The organism is Kutzneria viridogrisea DSM 43870 (assembly GCF_000525635.1).
GTDB classification, from domain to species: domain Bacteria; phylum Actinomycetota; class Actinomycetes; order Mycobacteriales; family Pseudonocardiaceae; genus Kutzneria; species Kutzneria viridogrisea.
Genome location: NZ_CP007155.1, coordinates 6,640,560 through 6,657,338, shown reverse-complemented (window position 1 = coordinate 6,657,338; position 16,779 = coordinate 6,640,560). Strand labels below are relative to the sequence as shown.

The 16,779-nt window shown below is 70.1% G+C and carries 12 protein-coding genes; 3 read left to right on the top strand and 9 right to left on the bottom strand.

Features of this window, described 5'->3' with window-relative positions; all coding sequences use genetic code 11:
- Positions 1-119: 119 nt before the first annotated feature.
- From KALB_RS29350 to KALB_RS49980, 6 genes are all read right to left on the bottom strand, one after another.
- Entirely contained in the window at positions 120-1,280 is a 1,161-nt protein-coding gene (locus KALB_RS29350) for an FAD-dependent monooxygenase (RefSeq protein ID WP_025359254.1), read from the bottom strand.
- Between the two features lie 78 nt (positions 1,281-1,358).
- Positions 1,359-2,783: a glycoside hydrolase family 76 protein gene (locus tag KALB_RS29345; RefSeq protein ID WP_025359253.1), complete on the bottom strand. Its 1,425-nt coding sequence runs from the start codon at positions 2,781-2,783 to the stop codon at positions 1,359-1,361.
- Between the two features lie 12 nt (positions 2,784-2,795).
- On the bottom strand, positions 2,796-4,277 hold the full coding sequence (locus tag KALB_RS29340; RefSeq protein WP_025359252.1) for an FG-GAP-like repeat-containing protein: 1,482 nt from the start codon (positions 4,275-4,277) through the stop codon (positions 2,796-2,798).
- A gap of 96 nt (positions 4,278-4,373) precedes the next feature.
- Positions 4,374-4,874: a hypothetical protein gene (locus tag KALB_RS29335; protein ID WP_025359251.1), complete on the bottom strand. Its 501-nt coding sequence runs from the start codon at positions 4,872-4,874 to the stop codon at positions 4,374-4,376.
- 2 nt (positions 4,875-4,876) lie between these two features.
- Entirely contained in the window at positions 4,877-6,124 is a 1,248-nt protein-coding gene (locus tag KALB_RS29330; RefSeq protein ID WP_025359250.1) for a phenylacetate--CoA ligase family protein, read from the bottom strand.
- A gap of 60 nt (positions 6,125-6,184) precedes the next feature.
- The gene (locus tag KALB_RS49980; RefSeq protein ID WP_268872226.1) at positions 6,185-6,313 is read right to left on the bottom strand and encodes a hypothetical protein; all 129 of its coding nucleotides are present in this window, start codon (positions 6,311-6,313) and stop codon (positions 6,185-6,187) included.
- 106 nt (positions 6,314-6,419) lie between these two features.
- Between KALB_RS49980 and mmuM the strand changes: the two genes are divergently transcribed.
- Positions 6,420-7,301: a homocysteine S-methyltransferase gene (gene mmuM / locus KALB_RS29325; RefSeq protein WP_030107997.1), complete on the top strand. Its 882-nt coding sequence runs from the start codon at positions 6,420-6,422 to the stop codon at positions 7,299-7,301.
- Between the two features lie 31 nt (positions 7,302-7,332).
- Here the strand turns inward: mmuM and htpG are convergent, their stop codons facing one another.
- From htpG to KALB_RS29310, 3 genes are all read right to left on the bottom strand, one after another.
- Positions 7,333-9,207 carry a molecular chaperone HtpG gene (gene htpG, locus KALB_RS29320; protein WP_025359249.1) on the bottom strand — a complete coding sequence of 625 codons (1,875 nt, stop codon included), beginning with the start codon at positions 9,205-9,207 and terminating at the stop codon, positions 7,333-7,335.
- A gap of 92 nt (positions 9,208-9,299) precedes the next feature.
- A complete protein-coding gene (locus KALB_RS29315) occupies positions 9,300-10,436 on the bottom strand; it encodes an HNH endonuclease signature motif containing protein (protein WP_148309711.1) in 1,137 nt (378 codons plus the stop codon).
- A 463-nt stretch (positions 10,437-10,899) separates the two neighbouring features.
- Entirely contained in the window at positions 10,900-13,893 is a 2,994-nt protein-coding gene (locus KALB_RS29310) for an AfsR/SARP family transcriptional regulator (RefSeq protein WP_025359247.1), read from the bottom strand.
- A gap of 170 nt (positions 13,894-14,063) precedes the next feature.
- Here KALB_RS29310 and KALB_RS29305 point away from each other — a divergent pair, with 170 nt between their 5' ends.
- The gene (locus tag KALB_RS29305; RefSeq protein ID WP_025359246.1) at positions 14,064-15,530 is read left to right on the top strand and encodes a DUF8189 domain-containing protein; all 1,467 of its coding nucleotides are present in this window, start codon (positions 14,064-14,066) and stop codon (positions 15,528-15,530) included.
- On the top strand, positions 15,527-16,753 hold the full coding sequence (locus tag KALB_RS44375; RefSeq protein ID WP_025359245.1) for a PLL family lectin: 1,227 nt from the start codon (positions 15,527-15,529) through the stop codon (positions 16,751-16,753). Before KALB_RS29305 ends, KALB_RS44375 begins: the two co-directional genes overlap by 4 nt.
- Positions 16,754-16,779: the final 26 nt, after the last annotated feature.

The window sequence follows — 16,779 nt, the reverse complement described above, 5'->3', positions numbered from 1 at the left end:
GTCGGACACTGTCCTGGCACTACGGGTGCGGTGGTGTCGTGGTTCATCCTGGGCGCGAAGTCACTTCGGGTTCAAGGCTCCGGCACGGTCAGCCCGTTCGGCTGCCTTCCCAACAGGTCTCACCGAACCGGGTGAGCAGCCGAGTAGTCCGCCAGTTCGATGCGGGTGGCGAACCTGTCGGTCATCCTGAGCAGCATCCGCAGCAGCAGGCCCGAGCGGAACATGGCGTTGCGGGCCCACAGGCCCGGCCTGCTGCGCGGCGCCAGGAACGGGCCCGCGCTGCCCTGCCTGGAGACCTTCGCGTAGCCGCGGAACGCCTCCTCGTAGCGCTGGAACGCCACGCGGTGGTCGCCGCCCGCCGCGAGCAGCTCCCCGGCGAGCACGTAGGCGCCGACCACGGCCAGGCCCGTGCCGAACCCGCCCAGCGTGTTGCCGTACGCGGAGTCACCCAGCAGCACGACCCGGCCCCTGGCGTAGTGCTCGACGCTCACCCGGCTGATCGAGTCCAGGTAGAACCCGGACGAACCCGGCACCCGGTCGAGCAGTTCGGGGATGCGCCAGTCACCGCCCCGGTAGGCGTCGATCACCAGCTTCTGCTGCTGCGCCACGTCGTACCGGTCGTAGCTCAGCGCCGGTGCGGCGAACACGAACAGGGCCGGTGCCTTCGGGCCGCCCAGCGCCACCATACGGCCCGGCTCGTTGTACATCACCGCCTGCGCCGAGCCGAGGCCCAGATCGGCCAGCGCGTAGTAGTAGCCCAGGTGCTCGACGTAGTCCGACTCCGGGCCGAACGCCAGGCGCCGCACGGTCGAGTGGATGCCGTCCGCGCCCACGACCAGGTCGAAACCGCGCGCCGGGCCCTGCTCGAAGGTCACCTCCACCCCGTCCGCGGACTCGGTCAGCGAGGTGATCGAGTCGCCGAACACGTACTCGCAGTCCTGGGCGGTGCGCTCGTACAGCAGCCGGGACAGGTCGCCCCGGCGGATCTCGATCTCCCCGCCGGTGAACTCGCCGGGGATCACCGCCAGCCGCTGGCCCCGCGCGTTGACGATCGTCTGGTCCCGGCCGCCGGTCTGCTGCCGACGCACCTCCGCCAGGATGCCCATGCGCTCCAGCACCGTGCGGTGCGTGGCGCCCTTGAAGTCGACCGCCTGCCCGCCCTCGCGCAGGGCGGGGGCCCGCTCCACGACCGTGACCTCGCAGCCGTAGCGGGCCAGCCAGAGGGCGAGCGCGGGTCCGGCGATGCTCGCGCCGGAGATCAGGACCTTGGTGTTCTGCATGGCCAGATCCTGTAAGGGCCCGCGCACCGCCGACTGACCGCGCGCTGACCCGCCGCTGACGGGGTCTGCCGGGGTGGGTCAGGGCGCCGCGTTGAGCAGGTCCAGTGCGCTCTGTTGGCGGGCCGCGTCGAGCTGGTCGAGTGGGCCGGCCCACATCAGCCCGTAGGCGTCGAAGGTGTTGCGGTCGTGGGCGTAGGCCGAGGCCGCCTGCCTGGACAGGTAGGAGCTGTACGGGTGGTCGGACAGCGCGCGGTTGAGCGCGGCCAGACCCCGCACGTAGGCGCCCTTGAAGGACGGGCCGTCGGCCCCGCTGCCGCCCGGGGACTCACCGGGGTCGCGCAGGACGCCGCCCGGGTTGAGCGAGCCGCTGCCGGTGGAGGCGTTGGCCAGGGTCCGCGCCGTGCCGAGCAGGCCGGTGTCCCCGGTCGCCCGGGACAGCTCGGTCAGTGCCGCCAGCGGTACGCCCTGGTTGTAGGTCCACACCGTGTCCCCGTTGTTGGTGCAGGTGTTGAGGTTGATGCCGTCGTTGACCAGGTTCGAGCTGTTGATCATGCGGGTGCCCTGGAACCAGGACCAGTCGGCGCGGGCGCGTCGCAGGTACGTGCTGTCCCCGGGGATCCTGTTGTGCAGCGCGGAGTTCAGCTGGATGTAGAGCGAGTTGGTGATCGCGTTCTTGTAGGTCTTCTTGGTGCTCCACCAGACTCCGCCGCCGCAGGTGCCGTCCCAGTAGCTGAACATGTGCTCGGCGGCGGTGCGGGCGGTGCTCAGGTACCGGCTGTCCCCGGTCAGGTCGTAGGCGTCCACCCAGGCCATGCCCCACCACCCGGTGTCGTCCAGGTAGTCGTTGGTGAACGCCCCGTGCTGCGCGTCGTAGGTGTTGGCGATGGCGTAGCGGTAACTGCCCATGCCGGTCACGCGGATGTTGTCGATGACGGCGGTCAGGGCGTTGGCGGAGTTCCACCAGTTGGTGGTGGCCCACAGGCCGGTGCTCCGCGTGTAGTTCATCATCAGCGCGGTGGCGGCAGCGGTGCGCCGGTTGCCCGCGTTCCAGGTGGTGCGGTACCAGGCCGTGCAGGCGATGGCACCTGAACCACCTGCCTGGCCGCAGGCGCGCAGCAGGCCGATGCCCCCGCTGTTCCAGTCGTCGGAGTTGTACATCAGGGTCCGCCAGCCGGTCTGGCCCGCCGGTGTGACCGTGTCGCCGAGCTTGCTGCCGCCCGTCCAGGTCCGGCCGCTGTCGAAGGACCGGTCCAGCCACACGTGGTCGCCCGCGGCCCCGCCGGAGATCGAGGCCCAGCCCATGTCGTCGCTGTCGTCCAGGTGCAGGGTGAGGCGCCTGCCGCCGGTGCCTGCCTCGCCCACCTGGCGGTCCCCCGGCGACAGCGCGGGATCCCTTGTGTCGCAGTACTTGTTGCAGATCGCGGCACTGGGCGCGGCGTGCGCCGGAGCCGGAACCAGCAGTGCCGTCAGGGCGGCTGTCGTGAGGATGGCCGCTCGGACCATGAGACCTCCCCGTCACTCGGTGACCACGCCGGTCGCGATCTGTCCGAAATCGGACTGGTTCACCCAGGCGTGCACCGAACCGTCCTGGTTGACCACCAGGTAGTCGGCGTGGCCGTCCCCGGTGACATCGGCGTAGCGGACCTGGTCCGGCACGGTGGTGGCGCCGGGGTTCGCCTGGCCCCCGTCCACCCAGCCCCCGTGCCCGTCCCCGCCCCTGTTGTAGAAGACCCGGGTCGAGCCGTCCTGGTTGACCAGCAGGTAGTCGGCCCGCCGGTCCCCGTCCAGGTCGGCCAGCCGCACGCGGTCGCGGTCGGTGGTCAGGCCACCGGCCACCTGCCCGTCGTCGACCCAGCCGCCGTGCCCGTCACCGCCCCGGTTCAGCCAGGCGTGCACCGAGCCGTTGTCGTTGAGCACCAGGTAGTCGGCGTGGCCGTCCCCGTCCAGGTCCGCGAACCTGACCTGCTCGCGGTTGGTGGTGGTCCCGGTGGCGACCTGGCCGCCGTCCACCCAGCCCCCGTGGCCGTCACCGCCCTTGTTGAGCCACACGTGCACCGAGCCGTTGTCGTTGAGCAGCAGGTAATCGGCCCTGCCGTCCCCGTCGAAGTCGGCGAGGCGCACGCGGCCGCGGTCGGTGGTCAGCCCGGAAGCGACCTGGCCCCAGGGGATCCACCCGCCGTGGCCGTCCCCGCCCTTGTTGATCCAGGCGTCCACGGAGCCGTTGTCGTTGAGCACCAGGTAATCCGCGTGGCCGTCCCCGTCCAGGTCGGCCCAGCGCACCTTGCTGCGGGTCTCCGGCGCGCCCGGCGCGGGCACCCTGCCCTGGAACCAGCCGTTGGCGTAACCCTGGCGCAGCCCGGCGTCGAAGGCCCGCGCCATCGTCGCGTAGCCGGAGTCGTTGGGGTGCAGGCGGTCGTTGAGCTGCGCCGAGGTCAGCGGCAGGTCCTCGTACACGATCTTGCCCCCGCTGGCGCGGTACTGGGCCACCAGCGCGCGGGCCCGGTTGTTGTAGTCGGCGACCAGCGACTCCAGGCCCGGGGTCACCCCGATCAGCCCGGACAACACGAGCGTCACCCCGGGCCGGTCGGCGTAGATCCGCGCCACCAGCGCCGCGAGCCGGTCCGCGGCGTGCGGCTTGTCCGCGCCCCGGTCCAGGTCGTTGATGCCGATGTGCAACAGCACCACGTCCGGCCGGTAGGTGGCCAGCCAGACGTCCACCTGTCCCGCGATGTCGTTGATCATCCACCCGCTGTGGCCCTCGTTGTCCGGATCGGACAGCTGGCCCGCCCGCACCGAGCCGACCAGGTCCAGCCGGTAGTTCGACTGGCCCGCCTGCGCCTGGGACAGCGGGAGCCGGTAGCCCGCCCCGGTCGAGCTGCCCACCCCGAAGGTGATCGAGTCGCCCAGCGGCATCACGCGGACCACGGGCAGCGGGGCGGGTGCGGACGGACTCCCGGCCAGCAGTGCGGTCAAGACCAGTGCGGCAGCAGTCCTCACCGGTGCCTCCTTCGGCGCGCAGGGAGATCCAGTGTCCACCCGGCGCGGCGAAGTGTGCGCAGTCCTGTCCTGGACAGGACAAGAGGCGCCGCCGCCCTAGACGGCCACCGGCTCCAGGGCGCCGATCTCCGCCAGGGACAGGCCGATCTGCTCGTGCAGGAAGCGCACCATGGTCCAGTGCGGCAGCGCGTCCTCGTCGAACGGCCCGAACTCCCGCTGGTAGAGCGGGATCCACCGCAGCGCCTGCTCGATCGCCTGCTCGCGGCCCGGTTCCCGCTGGTAGTCCTCGTAGGCGATGCTGCGGTGCTCGATGAAGCAGCGGCCGGGCAGCGCCTGTTCGCACAGCTGGCGGTACTCCGCGGTCTGCAGGATCAGGTAGTGCCACACCTCGTCGATCTCCTGCTCCACCGGCAGGAACAGCCCGGCCAGCCGCTCGTGGTGCTTGGACACCAGGTAGAGGTAGCGCAGGCATTCGAGGACCTGGCGGCGCACGAAGGGCTCCTCGGCGCCGGTCTCGTGCACGAAGTGCTGGACGACCTCCTCGTGCAGCTGCTCGCCGAGCAGCGCGCGCAGGTGGTCGGCGGTGACCGCGGGCATGACTACTCCTGTCCTGAGCCGAGTTCGTTCACCAGCCAGGCGTACTTGCCCGACTTGCCGATCGGGATGTGGGTGCTGTGCAGCACCTCGCAGCGCAGTCCGGTGGCCTCGAACACCGTTCGGGCCAGTCGCGACTCGTCCTCCGGCGACAGGGAGTGGTTGTCGAAGGTCGTGTACGACAGCCGCGCGGTCTCCGTCACGTGCAGCTGGTACACGAAGACCTCCGGCGTGGTCCCGCTGATCCAGCTGTCCAGGTCGTCCTGGGAGACCAGGGCCCGGTCCAGCCGCAGCAGTTCCTTCTCCCGCCCGCAGAAGCGGGTGATCTTGGTGGGGTCGGGCGTGCCGTCGGCGGTGCGGGCGCAGTCCCCGGAGCGGTAGCGGATCAGCGGCATGTACGGGTTGCGCACGCTGGACACGATCAGGCTGTAGATCGTGCTGCCCGGCGCGACCGGCAGCAGTTCCACGCTCATCTTGTCCAGGTACGGCCGGTAGGTGCCGTCCTGGTCGCTGTAGTACATGTAGCCCAGTTCGGTGCTGCCGAACAGGTCCACGATGGGGCAGTCGAACACCAGCTCCAGGTACCGCCGCACGTTCACCGGGGTGTACTCGTAGGCGTGCACGATGCTGGCGGGCTTGGGGAACCGGTCCCACAGGTCCCACTCGGTGACCTTCCTGGCCAGGTGGGCCAGGTGGTAGCTGGAACAGTCCAGGTGGTACCAGCCCTGCGGATGTGCCTGCTGTACAAGGGAGATCTCCGACAGCATGCGCTCGACGTCGGCGCGCTGCCACAGCTGTGGGTCCAGGTGCAGGTTGAGGTACGTCGTGCGCTCGTCCAGCCGCCGGTCCGCCAGGCTGGGCACCGGCTGCGGCTGCCCGCCGTGCTTGGCCGCGTTGACCCGCGCCACGTGTTCGGTGGCCAGCACGGTGGTGATCGACACGCGCTGGCAGTCCGCCGCCCAGGTGCGGCTCAGCTCGGGGTGCTCGCTCCACAGCCGGTAGTAGGACTTCAGCAGGAAGTACGGCGGCCGGATGATCTGCATCCGGGCGTGGTTGGTCCCGGTGGACAGCACGAACTCGGCCTGTCCCGTGCGCAGGGCCTCAGCCAGCTGCGGGGTCATCCAGTTGTCCGGGAAGCCCCGCGCGATCTCCGTCTTCTCCAGCACGGGGAAGTGGCCCCGGCGCACCGAGTCTCGGTAGATCGGGATCTGGCTGACCTGCTCGACCATCTCAGCGGTCGGTTGACCGTCCATGGACCTCGTTCCCCAGGTGGTGGTGGGGCGGGGTGGGCACCGGCCCACCCCGCCCTCGGGTCAGCGGCTGATGCAGCCGGTCTTCGCCCGGGAGATACAGCCGTCCTTGCCCGAGCCGTTGGCGGAGTTCGCCGCGACCCACTGGGACCAGTTGCCGTCCTGGGCGATCTTCTTGATCAGCTGCTCCATGCCGAACCTCCTGGGATGGTGATCTACGGACGCCTCCGACAGTAAAGGCATGGCAAAGCAAGGGTCAAGGCGTCGATCGGACCGATTGGCCCCGTGACCTGGTATTATGACTTCAGTGGTGAGTGAAAACATTCTCGTACTCGACGGCGGGCTGTCCAACCAGTTGGTGGCCGGCGGACACGACCTGTCCGACCACCTGTGGTCGGCGCGGCTGCTGCGGGACGAGCCCGCGGCGATCGAGGCCGCGCACCTGGCCTACTTCCGTGCCGGGGCCGACGTGGCCACCACTGCCAGCTACCAGGCCAGCTTCGAGGGCTTCGCGCGCAGTGGCCTGGACCGTGCCCGGGCCGAGGAGTTGTTGCGGCGCAGCGTGGAACTGGCCCGCAGTGCCGCCGACAAGTCCGAAGTGGACCGTCAACTGCTGGTGGCGGCCTCGGTGGGGCCGTACGGGGCGGTGCTCGCCGACGGCTCGGAGTACCGGGGCCGGTACGGGCTGAGCGTGGCCGAACTGGCCGAGTTCCACCGGCCCCGCGTGCGGGCCCTTGCCGCTGCCGGGCCGGATCTGCTTGCGCTGGAGACGATCCCCGACGTGGACGAGGCCCGCGCCCTGCTGTCGGTGGTCGGCGGACTGGGGGTGCCGGTCTGGCTGTCGTTCAGCGCGCGAGGTGCCCACACCTGCGCCGGTCAGCCGTTGGCCGAGGCGTTCGCGCTGGCCCGTGAGGTCGACGAGGTGATCGCCGTGGGTGTCAACTGCTGCGAGCCCGCCGATGTCGACCGCGCCGTGCCGCTGGCCGCCGAGGTCTCCGGCAAGCCGGTGGTGGTCTACCCCAACAGCGGGGAGCGCTGGGACGGGTCATGGCGGGGGAGTCGCACCTTCGACCCCGCCCGGGTCAGCGCCTGGCTCGCCGCCGGGGCACGACTGGTCGGCGGCTGCTGCCGGGTCGGGCCCGAGCAGATCGCCGAGGTGGCGCGGGTGGTGCGGGGGTGAGGCCCGCCGAGACGGCTCGGCGGGCCCCCGCTCACAGCGACTGCTCCAGGCGGTTGGCCAGGAGCTTGACGAAGCGCGACGGGTCACCGAGTTCGCCGCCCTCGGCGAGCAGGGCCATGCCGTAGATCAGCTCGGCCGTCTCGGGCAGCCGCTCGTCCTCGGGGCGCTCGGCGTGCGCCGCGCGCAGGCCCGCCACCAGCGGGTGCCCCGGGTTGAGCTCCAGGATGCGCTTGATCTGCGGCAGCTGCTGACCCATCGCCCGGTACATCTTCTCCAGGGTGGGCGTCATGTCGTGGCTGTCGCCGACGATGCAGGCCGGGGAGGTGGTCAGCCGCGAGGACAGCCGCACCTCCTTGACGTGCTCCTCCAGTGCGCTGCCCATCCAGGTCAGCAGCCCGGCGAACTCCGCCTTCTGCTCCTCGTCCTGGTTCTCGTCCAGGTCCACCTGGCCCTTGGCGATGGACTGGAACTGCTTGCCCTCGAAGCCGGGGACCGCGTCCACCCACATCTCGTCGATCGGGTCGGTGAGCACCAGCACCTCGAAACCCTTGGCCTGGAAGGCTTCCAGGTGCGGGGAGTTCTCGATGGCGGTGCGCGACTCGCCGGTGAGGTAGTAGATGTGCTCCTGGCCCTCCTTCATCCGCTCCACGTACTGGGCCAGCCTGGTGGGCTTGTCCGCGTCGTGGGTGGACTCGAAGGAGCAGATCTCCAGGATCGCCTCCCGGTTGTCGAAGTCGTCGAGCAGGCCTTCCTTGACCGCCCGGCCGAACTCCTTCCAGAAGGTCCCGTACTTCTCCGCGTCCAGGGACTTCACCGTGGACAGCACCCTCTTGACCAGGCGCTTGCGGATCAGCTGGATCTGCCTGTCCTGCTGGAGGATCTCCCGCGAGACGTTCAGCGACAGGTCCGCGGCGTCCACCACGCCCTTGACGAAGCGCAGGTACTCCGGCATCAGCGCTTCGCAGTCGTCCATGATGAACACGCGCTTGACGTAGAGCTGCACCCCGCGCTTGCGCTCGCGCATGAACAGGTCCATCGGCGCCCGCGAGGGGATGAACAGCAGCGCCTGGTACTCGAACGTACCCTCGGCCTGGAAACGCACCGTCTCCAGCGGGTCGTTCCAGTCGTGGCTGATGTGCTTGTAGAACTCGGTGTACTCCTGCTCGGTGACCTCGCTGGAGGCGCGTGCCCACAGCGCCTTCATCGAGTTGACCGTCTCCACGGTCGGCTCGGCGCCCTCCTCGGTGGGCTCCGCCGCCATCCGGATCGGCCAGGTGAGGAAGTCCGAGTAGCGCTTGACGATCTCGCGGACCTTCGCCGCCGAGGTGTAGTCGAACAGCTGGTCCTCGGCGTCGACCGGCTTGAGGTGCAGGGTGACCGCGGTGCCCTGCGGGGCGTCCGCCACCGGCTCGATCGTGTAGGTGCCCGCGCCCTCCGACTCCCAGCGCACGCCCTCGTCCGAACCCGCCTTGCGGGTCACCAGCGTCACCTTGTCGGCCACCATGAAGCTCGCGTAGAAGCCCACGCCGAACTGGCCGATCAGCTCCTGCGAGGCCGCCGCGTCCTGCGACTCCTTGAGCTTGCGCAGGAACTCCGCGGTGCCCGACTTGGCGATCGTGCCGATCAGGCTGATGACCTCGTCCCGGCTCATGCCGATGCCGTTGTCCCGCACCGTCAGTGTGCGCTGCTCGCTGTCGATCTCGATCGCCACGTGCAGGTCCGAGGTGTCGGCCTGCAACTCCTTGTCGCGGAACGCCTCCAGCCGCAACTTGTCCAGCGCGTCCGAGGCGTTGGACACCAGCTCGCGCAGGAAGGTGTCCTTGTTCGAGTAGATCGAGTGGATCATCAGCTGCAACAGCTGACGGGCCTCGGACTGGAACTCCAGGGTTTCGATCGGCGCGGTCACGTGCTTCCTTTCCAGCTGTCTCCCCACGACTGCCGACCGATCTTACCGGACGGGCCGGCCCCGAATCCTCGAAGCCCGCACATTGCCCGCCGTCAAATCGGCGGGCCCGGACAGAATTGTTCTCGTCTTCGTTTGAGCCAGCTCGGCGGTGTGAATTCCGGCCGCCCGTTGACCATTCGTACTGTCCAGCCGCTGTGGTGGATCAGCCTGTGGTGCATCCCGCACAACAGCACCAGGTTGGCCAGCGCCGTGTCCCCTCCGTCCGCCCAGTGGGTGATGTGGTGCGCGTGGCAGGTGCTGGGCCTGCGCCTGCACCCTGGGAACGCGCAGTGCTGGTCCCTGACGATCAGTGCTCGTCGGAGGTGGGGCGGCACGGTGTAGCTGATCCGCCCGATATCGAGTGGTTCGGAGTTGCTGCCCAGTACTACTGGGATCACCTTCGCGTCGCAGGCGAGTCGGCGGATCGCTGATGGGGCGAGTTCGGTGGCGCCGAGCCCGGTCTGGAGTGTTGTCAGCGGAACTGTCACTGCGATGTGCGGGCGTTCCCCACCCTCCGTCGGCGTGGTGCTGGTTTCCAGTAGTTCCGCGAACGCGTCCCCTTGCCGTTCGGGCAGGGTTCGTGTGTCGTGTGCGTCGTGTGGTTTCGCCAGCGGGCTGAGGACTGCCCCCAGCAGTGCGCCGGTCTCCGCGTCTAGGCGCCCGTGGAACCGCACTGATCCGTCCCGCTGTGTGTCGTAGCGGAACTCACGTCGGGGATGGGCGAGCTCGTCCTCGCTCGGTAGCGCCCCGTCGGGGTCCAGCCGGTTGACGATCTCCCGGCCCAGTGGCACCAGGTTGGAGGCATCCAGGTGCTGGGCCGCCGCTGCCAGGACCTCGACCGCGTGTCCACGCTCGGCCTGATCCACGTGTGGCGGCAACTCCCGTAGCACCCGGTTGATCACCGACAACTGCTCCGGCTCCAACGCCACCCCCACCGGAACGCCCGCGTGCGCGATCCGCTGCCTGGCTTCCTTCTTGCTCACGCAGAGCACACCACGCAGCAACTCACTCAGGCTCGGATACCCCACCTGCTCCGCCACACCCCGCGCTTCGGCCTCCGCGACCAACCCCAACACCTTCGCATAGGCTTGCCGCAGAACTACTTCCGCGTCCTGCAACTCACCCAACAGCTCCGCGTCACCCAACCGCCACAACCCTGCGGCATGCCGAGTCTCCACGAATGCTGTCATACCAACAATTCTACTCCCGAAATCGTCCCAAAACCGTTGCCCGCCAATGGCTACCCATGTGGGTGACCAACCCGGGGTTGGTTTTGTGCGGGTAGCGGCGGCCTTACGCTGGCTGGCGAAATCGGGGCTGCCTGCACGCCCCGACTACCCCGATTAGGGCCGCCGCGAGGGACCCGCACCAAACCAACCCACATCACCAGCCCGGCACCACCCCGCACGCCGGGACTCGCGCCCCTCAGACCGGGACTCGCGCTCCCCAGCCCGGGACTCACGCCCCCACACCGGAACACACCAACCCCCAACACACCACCCCCCAACCCCCAACACACCACCTCGGAACCCCCAACACACCACCCCGCAACGTCGAACACACCGCCCGCAACGTCCGACACACCACCCCGCAACGTCCGACACGCGCCGCATCCCCAACCCCGCCGCACCCCGTCAACCCCTCACCCCCACCTCACCCCGTCACCCTCACCCCCACCCGACCCCCCGCTGGCTCGCCTGCTTCGCGGCTGCCGTACCGGCGGAAGGTCGCCAGCGCCTCCTGCCAGGTCGTCTCGGCGGCGGCGCTGTCGCCCGCCAGCGCCTGGGCGCTGGCCACGTCGCGCAGGGTGCGGGCCCGCCACAGTGGCAGGTCCAGTCCGCTCCACCACTGCACGGCGCGGTCGAGGTAGTCCAGCGCGGCCTCGGCCCGCCCGTCGGCCAGTTCGCGCTCGCCGAGGGTGCGCAGCATCAGTGCCTGCCCGAACCCGTCCTGCACCTCGTGGCAGGTCCGCAGGCAGTCGGTGAGCCAGTCGAGCACCTGGGCGCCGCGTCCCTGCCGGATCAGCACCTTGGACAGGGACTGCGTGGCGTAGGCGAGCATGTGCTGGTCGCCGATCTCGCTCATCATGCGGCGGGCCAGCACGCAGTCGCGCTCGGCGAGGTCGAGTTCGCCGAGGGCGCGGTGGATGATCCCGGTGGAGCGGATCGCCAGCGCCTGCCCGTACCGGTCGTCCAGGTCCTGGTACGCGGCGACGGCCCGCTCACACTCCTGGGCGGCGGCGGGCAGGCGCCCCAGCTCGGTGAGGATCATGGCCCTGCCGTGCACCGCGCGGGCACTGAGCTGCGGGTCGCCCAGTGAGCTCAGCACGGGGGTCAGTTCGTCCAGTGTGGACAGTGCGGGGCGCAGCCTGCCCCACTCCCGCTGCGCGCTGCACAACTTCAGCTGGGCCACGGCGCGGCCGTAGTCGTCCCCGGTCTCCCGGTAGATCGTCCGCGCGCGGTCCAGGTAGTCCACGGCCTCGTCGAGCCGGTCCTGCTCGAAGCGCAGGTTGCCCAGCCCCACCAGCAGGGAGGCCTCGCTGGCACGGTCCCCGCTGCGGTGCGCGGCGTCCAGTGCCGCCGAGTGCGTGTGCCACCACTGGCTGAAGTGGTTGCGCACGGAGAACGCGGAGGAGGACAGGGTGGCGGCCAGCGTGGCCGCCGCGGTGACCAGCCCCAGCTCCGAGGCGCGTTCCACCAGGCCGACGAGCACCGAGCCCTCGGCGTCCAGCCAGGCGGTCGGGTTGGTGAGCAGCCTGCGCGTGACCTCCTCGCCCAGCGGCGGCTGCCCCAGGTGACGGGTCAGCTCCGGCGCGGTCCCGCGGGGCATGTGGTGGGTGGCGAACTCCACCAGCGCCGCGGCGTACCGCGTGCAGCGCTCCACCGCCTCGGGTTCGGGCTCGGCCTGCTCACGGCAGAACTCCCGGGTCAGGTCGTGCAGGGTGTACCGGACCGCTCCGGTGCCGTCGGGCGTGGCGGTGTCCAGCAGGGTGGCGTCCACGAGGCGTTCCAGCACCTCGTCGGCGGCCTGCGGCGGCAGGTCCAGCAGCGCGGCGACCAGCCAGCCCGCGAAGTCGGTGACGCCGAGCATGCCGAGTCGGCGCAACGCGATCCGCTCCAGCTCACCCAGTCCCTCGTAGCTGAGCATCAGGCTGCCGCGGACCTCCAGGTCGCCCAGCACCAGCTCGTTGAGCAGGCGGTGCTGCGCGCGCAGCCTGCCCTGCAACTCGGCGAGGGGCCACTGCGGACGGGCGGCCAGCCGTGCGCCGGTGATGCGCACCGCGAGCGGGAGGTGGCCGCACAGCCGCACGATGTCGGCGGCCTGCTCCGGCTGTGCGGCGACCCGCTCCGGTCCGGCCAGCGCGCCGAGCAGGGCCAGCGCCTCGGTGTCGGCGAACACCGGCAGGTCCACGTGCACCGCACCGGCCACCGCGCCCAGCCGTCTTCGGCTGGTGATCAGCACCGCGCAGCCCGCCGCGCCGGGCAGCAGCGGGCGGACCTGCCCCTCGTCGGCCGCGTCGTCCAGCACCACCAGTGCCCGGCGGCCCGCCAGCAGGGAACGGAACAGGGCCGCCCGCTCGTCCAGGCCGGCGGGTACGCCGTCCTCGGGCACACCCAGCGCGTGCAGGAACCGGCCGAGCACGGCGCTGGGCTGCTGCGGGCTCGCGGTGGCCCCGCGCAGGTTGACGTAGAACTGGCCGCCGTCGAAGTGCTGCCGCACCCGGTGGCAGACCCGGATGGCCAGCGCGCTCTTGCCCGAGCCCGGCTTGCCCGCGACGGCCGCCACGGCGATCGTGCCCTGCTCGGCGAGCAGGTGCGCGGCCAGCCTGGTGATCTCCTCCTCGCGGCCGGTGAAGTCGGAGATGTCGGGTGGCAGCTGGGCCGGTGCGGGCGCGTTGTGCCGCGGCTCCACCCGCCGGGGGCCGTCGCCGCGCAGCACCTGGGCGTGCACGGCCCGCAACTCCGCGCCCGGCTCGATGCCCAGTTCCTCGACCAGCAGCCGGCGGATCTGCTCGTAGCAGCGCAGCGCCTCGGCCTTGCGGCCCGCCTGGTGCAGCGCCAGGACCAGTTGCCCGCGCAGGCGTTCCCGCAGCGGGTGCTCGGCGACCTGGGCGGTCAGCTCGGCGACCAGCTCCGCGCCCTCGCCCAGGGCCAGTCGGGCGTCGGCCAGGTCCTCCGAAACGGCCAACCTGGTCTCCGCCAAACGGTCCCGTTCAGCGACGGCCCACTCGCCGTCCACGTCCAGCAGGGCCGTGCCACGCCACAGCTCCAGCGCGGCGAGCAACTCCTCGGCGGCCTGCTGGAACCGCTCCTCGGCCAGCGCCGACCTGCCGCTGGCCACGCGCGCGGCGAACACCTGAAGGTCGACCCGCGCCGCCTCGGCGACCAGCAGGTACCCGGCTGACCTGCGCACGACCAGTTCGCCGCCCAGCGCCGAGCGCACCGCGGAGACCAGGCTGTGCAACCGGGCCCTCGGGTCCGACGGCGGATCAGCCCCCCACAGCGCGGAGATCAACGCCTCCGCCGACACCACCCGTCCCGCGTTGACCGCGAGCACGGCCACCAACGCCTTGGGCTTGCGCCCGGTGATCGGTACTTCCACACCGTTCCGCAGGGCCAGTACCGGCCCCAACACGCACACGTCCACACGATCCCCCTCCCCCCGAACAGGAGCTTGGCCAGCGTTCCTTCCGCTGTCAAGGAGATCCACGCAGGCGGTGCACAGGAATCGAGCAGGAATCGGGAAGGTCGGGCACCGAGGCTGCGGGCATGAACGTGACACGAACAACCAGAGGGCGGGGGCACCGTGCCAGACGCGTGCTCACCGGCCTGCTCGCCACGGCGGGTCTGCTGGTGAGCGGGTTGAGCCTCGGTACGGCCCCGGCCACCGCCAGCTCGGTCGGCGGCCAGATCACCAGGGACGAGGTCCTCTCCCGGGCCCAGGACTGGATCAACGAGCACGTCCCGTACAGCCAGAGCCGTTCCTGGACCGATGCCAACGGTACCTACCGCCAGGACTGCTCGGGCTACGTCTCGATGGCCTGGCACCTGCCCAAGCTGCCCGGCGGTGGGGACTACAGCACCGCCACGATCACCCAGGTCACCAACACGATCGCGCGCGGTGACCTGAAGCCGGGCGATGCCCTGTGGCGGCGGGACTCCAGCGTGCAGCACATCGGCCTGTTCATCGCCTGGGCGGACGCCGCCCACACCAGCCCGGTCGTGCGCCAGGAGCCCGAGGACGGCAAGTTCGCCGAGCAGGTCACCTGGTCCGCTTCCTATGCCAACACCTTCACTCCGGTGCGGTACAAGAACATCGTGGACGGGGCGGCCCCCAGCGACCCGCTGCCGGGTTCCGCGTCCTACCGGTACAACAACCAGCAGCTGTCCTTCGCGCGTGGCGCCGACGGCAGCCTCCAGCACTACTGGTGGATTCCCGGTGAGGGCACCCGGCACGACTCCTGGGGCGGCCAGATCGTCGGCCAGCCCACCGGCTTCGTCTACGGCAACCAGCAGCACGTCTTCGCCCGGGGCGTCAACGGCACGTTGCAGCACTGGTGGTGGATCGATGACGGCTCAGGCGTGCACTTCGCCGACTGGGGCGGGGAACTGACCTCCGACCCGACGGCTGTGGTGTGGGGAGATCAGCAGCACATCTTCGCGCGGTCGAAGAAGGGCACGCTGGAGCACTGGTGGTGGACCCCGCAGGACGGGCTGCACATCGCCGACTGGGGCGGGGAACTGGCCGGTCGGCCCACCGCGATCTCCTACGGCAACCAGCAGCTGATCTTCGCCCGTGGTTCGGACAACCAGTTGCACCACTGGTGGTGGATCAACGACGGTTCCGGGCTGCACTACGACTCCTGGGGCGGCTCGCTGGACGGGGACCCGGCCGCGATGGTCTGGCAGAACCAGCAGTTGGTGTTCGCCCGCGGCACCGACGGCACGTTGCAGCACTACTGGTGGATGCCCGAGTCGGGGCTGCACCACGACTCCTGGGGCGGTCAGATCGTTGGCAGGCCCGCGGTGATGGTGTGGGACAACCAGCAGTTGGTGTTCGCCCGCGGTACCGACGGCAGTCTCCAGCACTACTGGTGGATCTCCGGTGAGGGCACCCGGCACGACTCCTGGGGCGGCAAGCTGACCGACGACCCCTCGGCCTTCGCCTACGACAACCAGCAGCACGTGTTCGCCAAGACCACTGACAACTCGCTGTTCCACTGGTGGTGGATCAACGACGGTCAGGGCACGCACACCATCAGTTGGGGCGGGAGCCTGGGATGAGGACCACGAGACTGATCGCCGCCGCGTCGAGCCTGCTGGCCACCGCGGCCCTGTTGGCCGGTGGGCAGACCGCGAGCGCGCAGCCGGACGCCGTCCGGGTGCCCGCGGGCGTGGCCAAGCCCGCGAACTGCTCGTCCATTCCGCCGGACCGCGACCTCAACGTCACCACCACGGTGCACCAGGTGGGTCTGGACCTCGGGGTGTCGGACAAGGTGATGCTGGCCGGGTTCGAGACCGGCTGGGTCGAGTCGCACATGAACAACCTCAGCTGCGGGGACCGCGACTCGCTGGGTGTGTTCCAGCAGCGGCCGAGCCAGGGCTGGGGAACGCCCGCGCAGATCATGGATGTGCGTTACGCGGCAACGCAGTTCTTCACCCGCGCGATCAACAGTGAGCGCAACCACCCGGGGTACTCGGCCGACCAGATCGCCTGGGACGTGCAGCGCTCCTGCTGCCCGGCGGCCTACGCCAACGCACTGGGCAAGGCGCAGTCCATGCTGGCCGAGGTGGCCGGTTCCGGACCCAGCAACTCCGACGGCATCGGCGGTGCCAGGGCGTACAAGTGGGGCGACCAGCAGCTGATCTTCAGCCGTGGCACCGACGGCGCGCTGCACCACTGGTACTGGATTCCCGGTCAGGGCACCAGGTCCGACTCCTGGGCCGGTACGGTCGTCGGTGAGCCCACCGGGTTCGCCTACGGCAACCAGGAGCACGTCTTCGCCCGTGGCCCGAACAACACGCTGCTGCACTGGTGGTGGATCGACGACGGCTCAGGCCTGCACTTCGCCGACTGGGGCGGGCAGGCCTTCAGTGACCCGACGACCTTCGTGTGGAACGGTCAGCAGCACATCTTCGCGAAGAACTCGGCCGGCCAGTTGTTCCACTGGTTCTGGGATCCGACCGACCTCCAGGTGCACACGGTCAACTGGAACGGGGCGCCGGGCACGTTCGTCGGCACTCCGTTCGGGTACTCCTTCGGCAACCAGCAGCACGTGGTGGCCCGTGGCCCGAACAACACCCTGTACCACTGGTGGTGGGACCAAGGCACCGGCAAGGTGACCTTCGCCGACTGGGGCGGGCAGGCCTACAGCGACCCGGTGGCCTTCGTCTACGGCGACCAGCAGCAGATCTTCGCCACGTCCAGCAAGAACACGCTCTACCACTGGTGGTGGACCCCGCAGGAGGGCGGCCTGCAGAACGACTGGGGCGGTAACGCGTCCTGAGTGGACAGACGGGTCGAGGCGGTTCC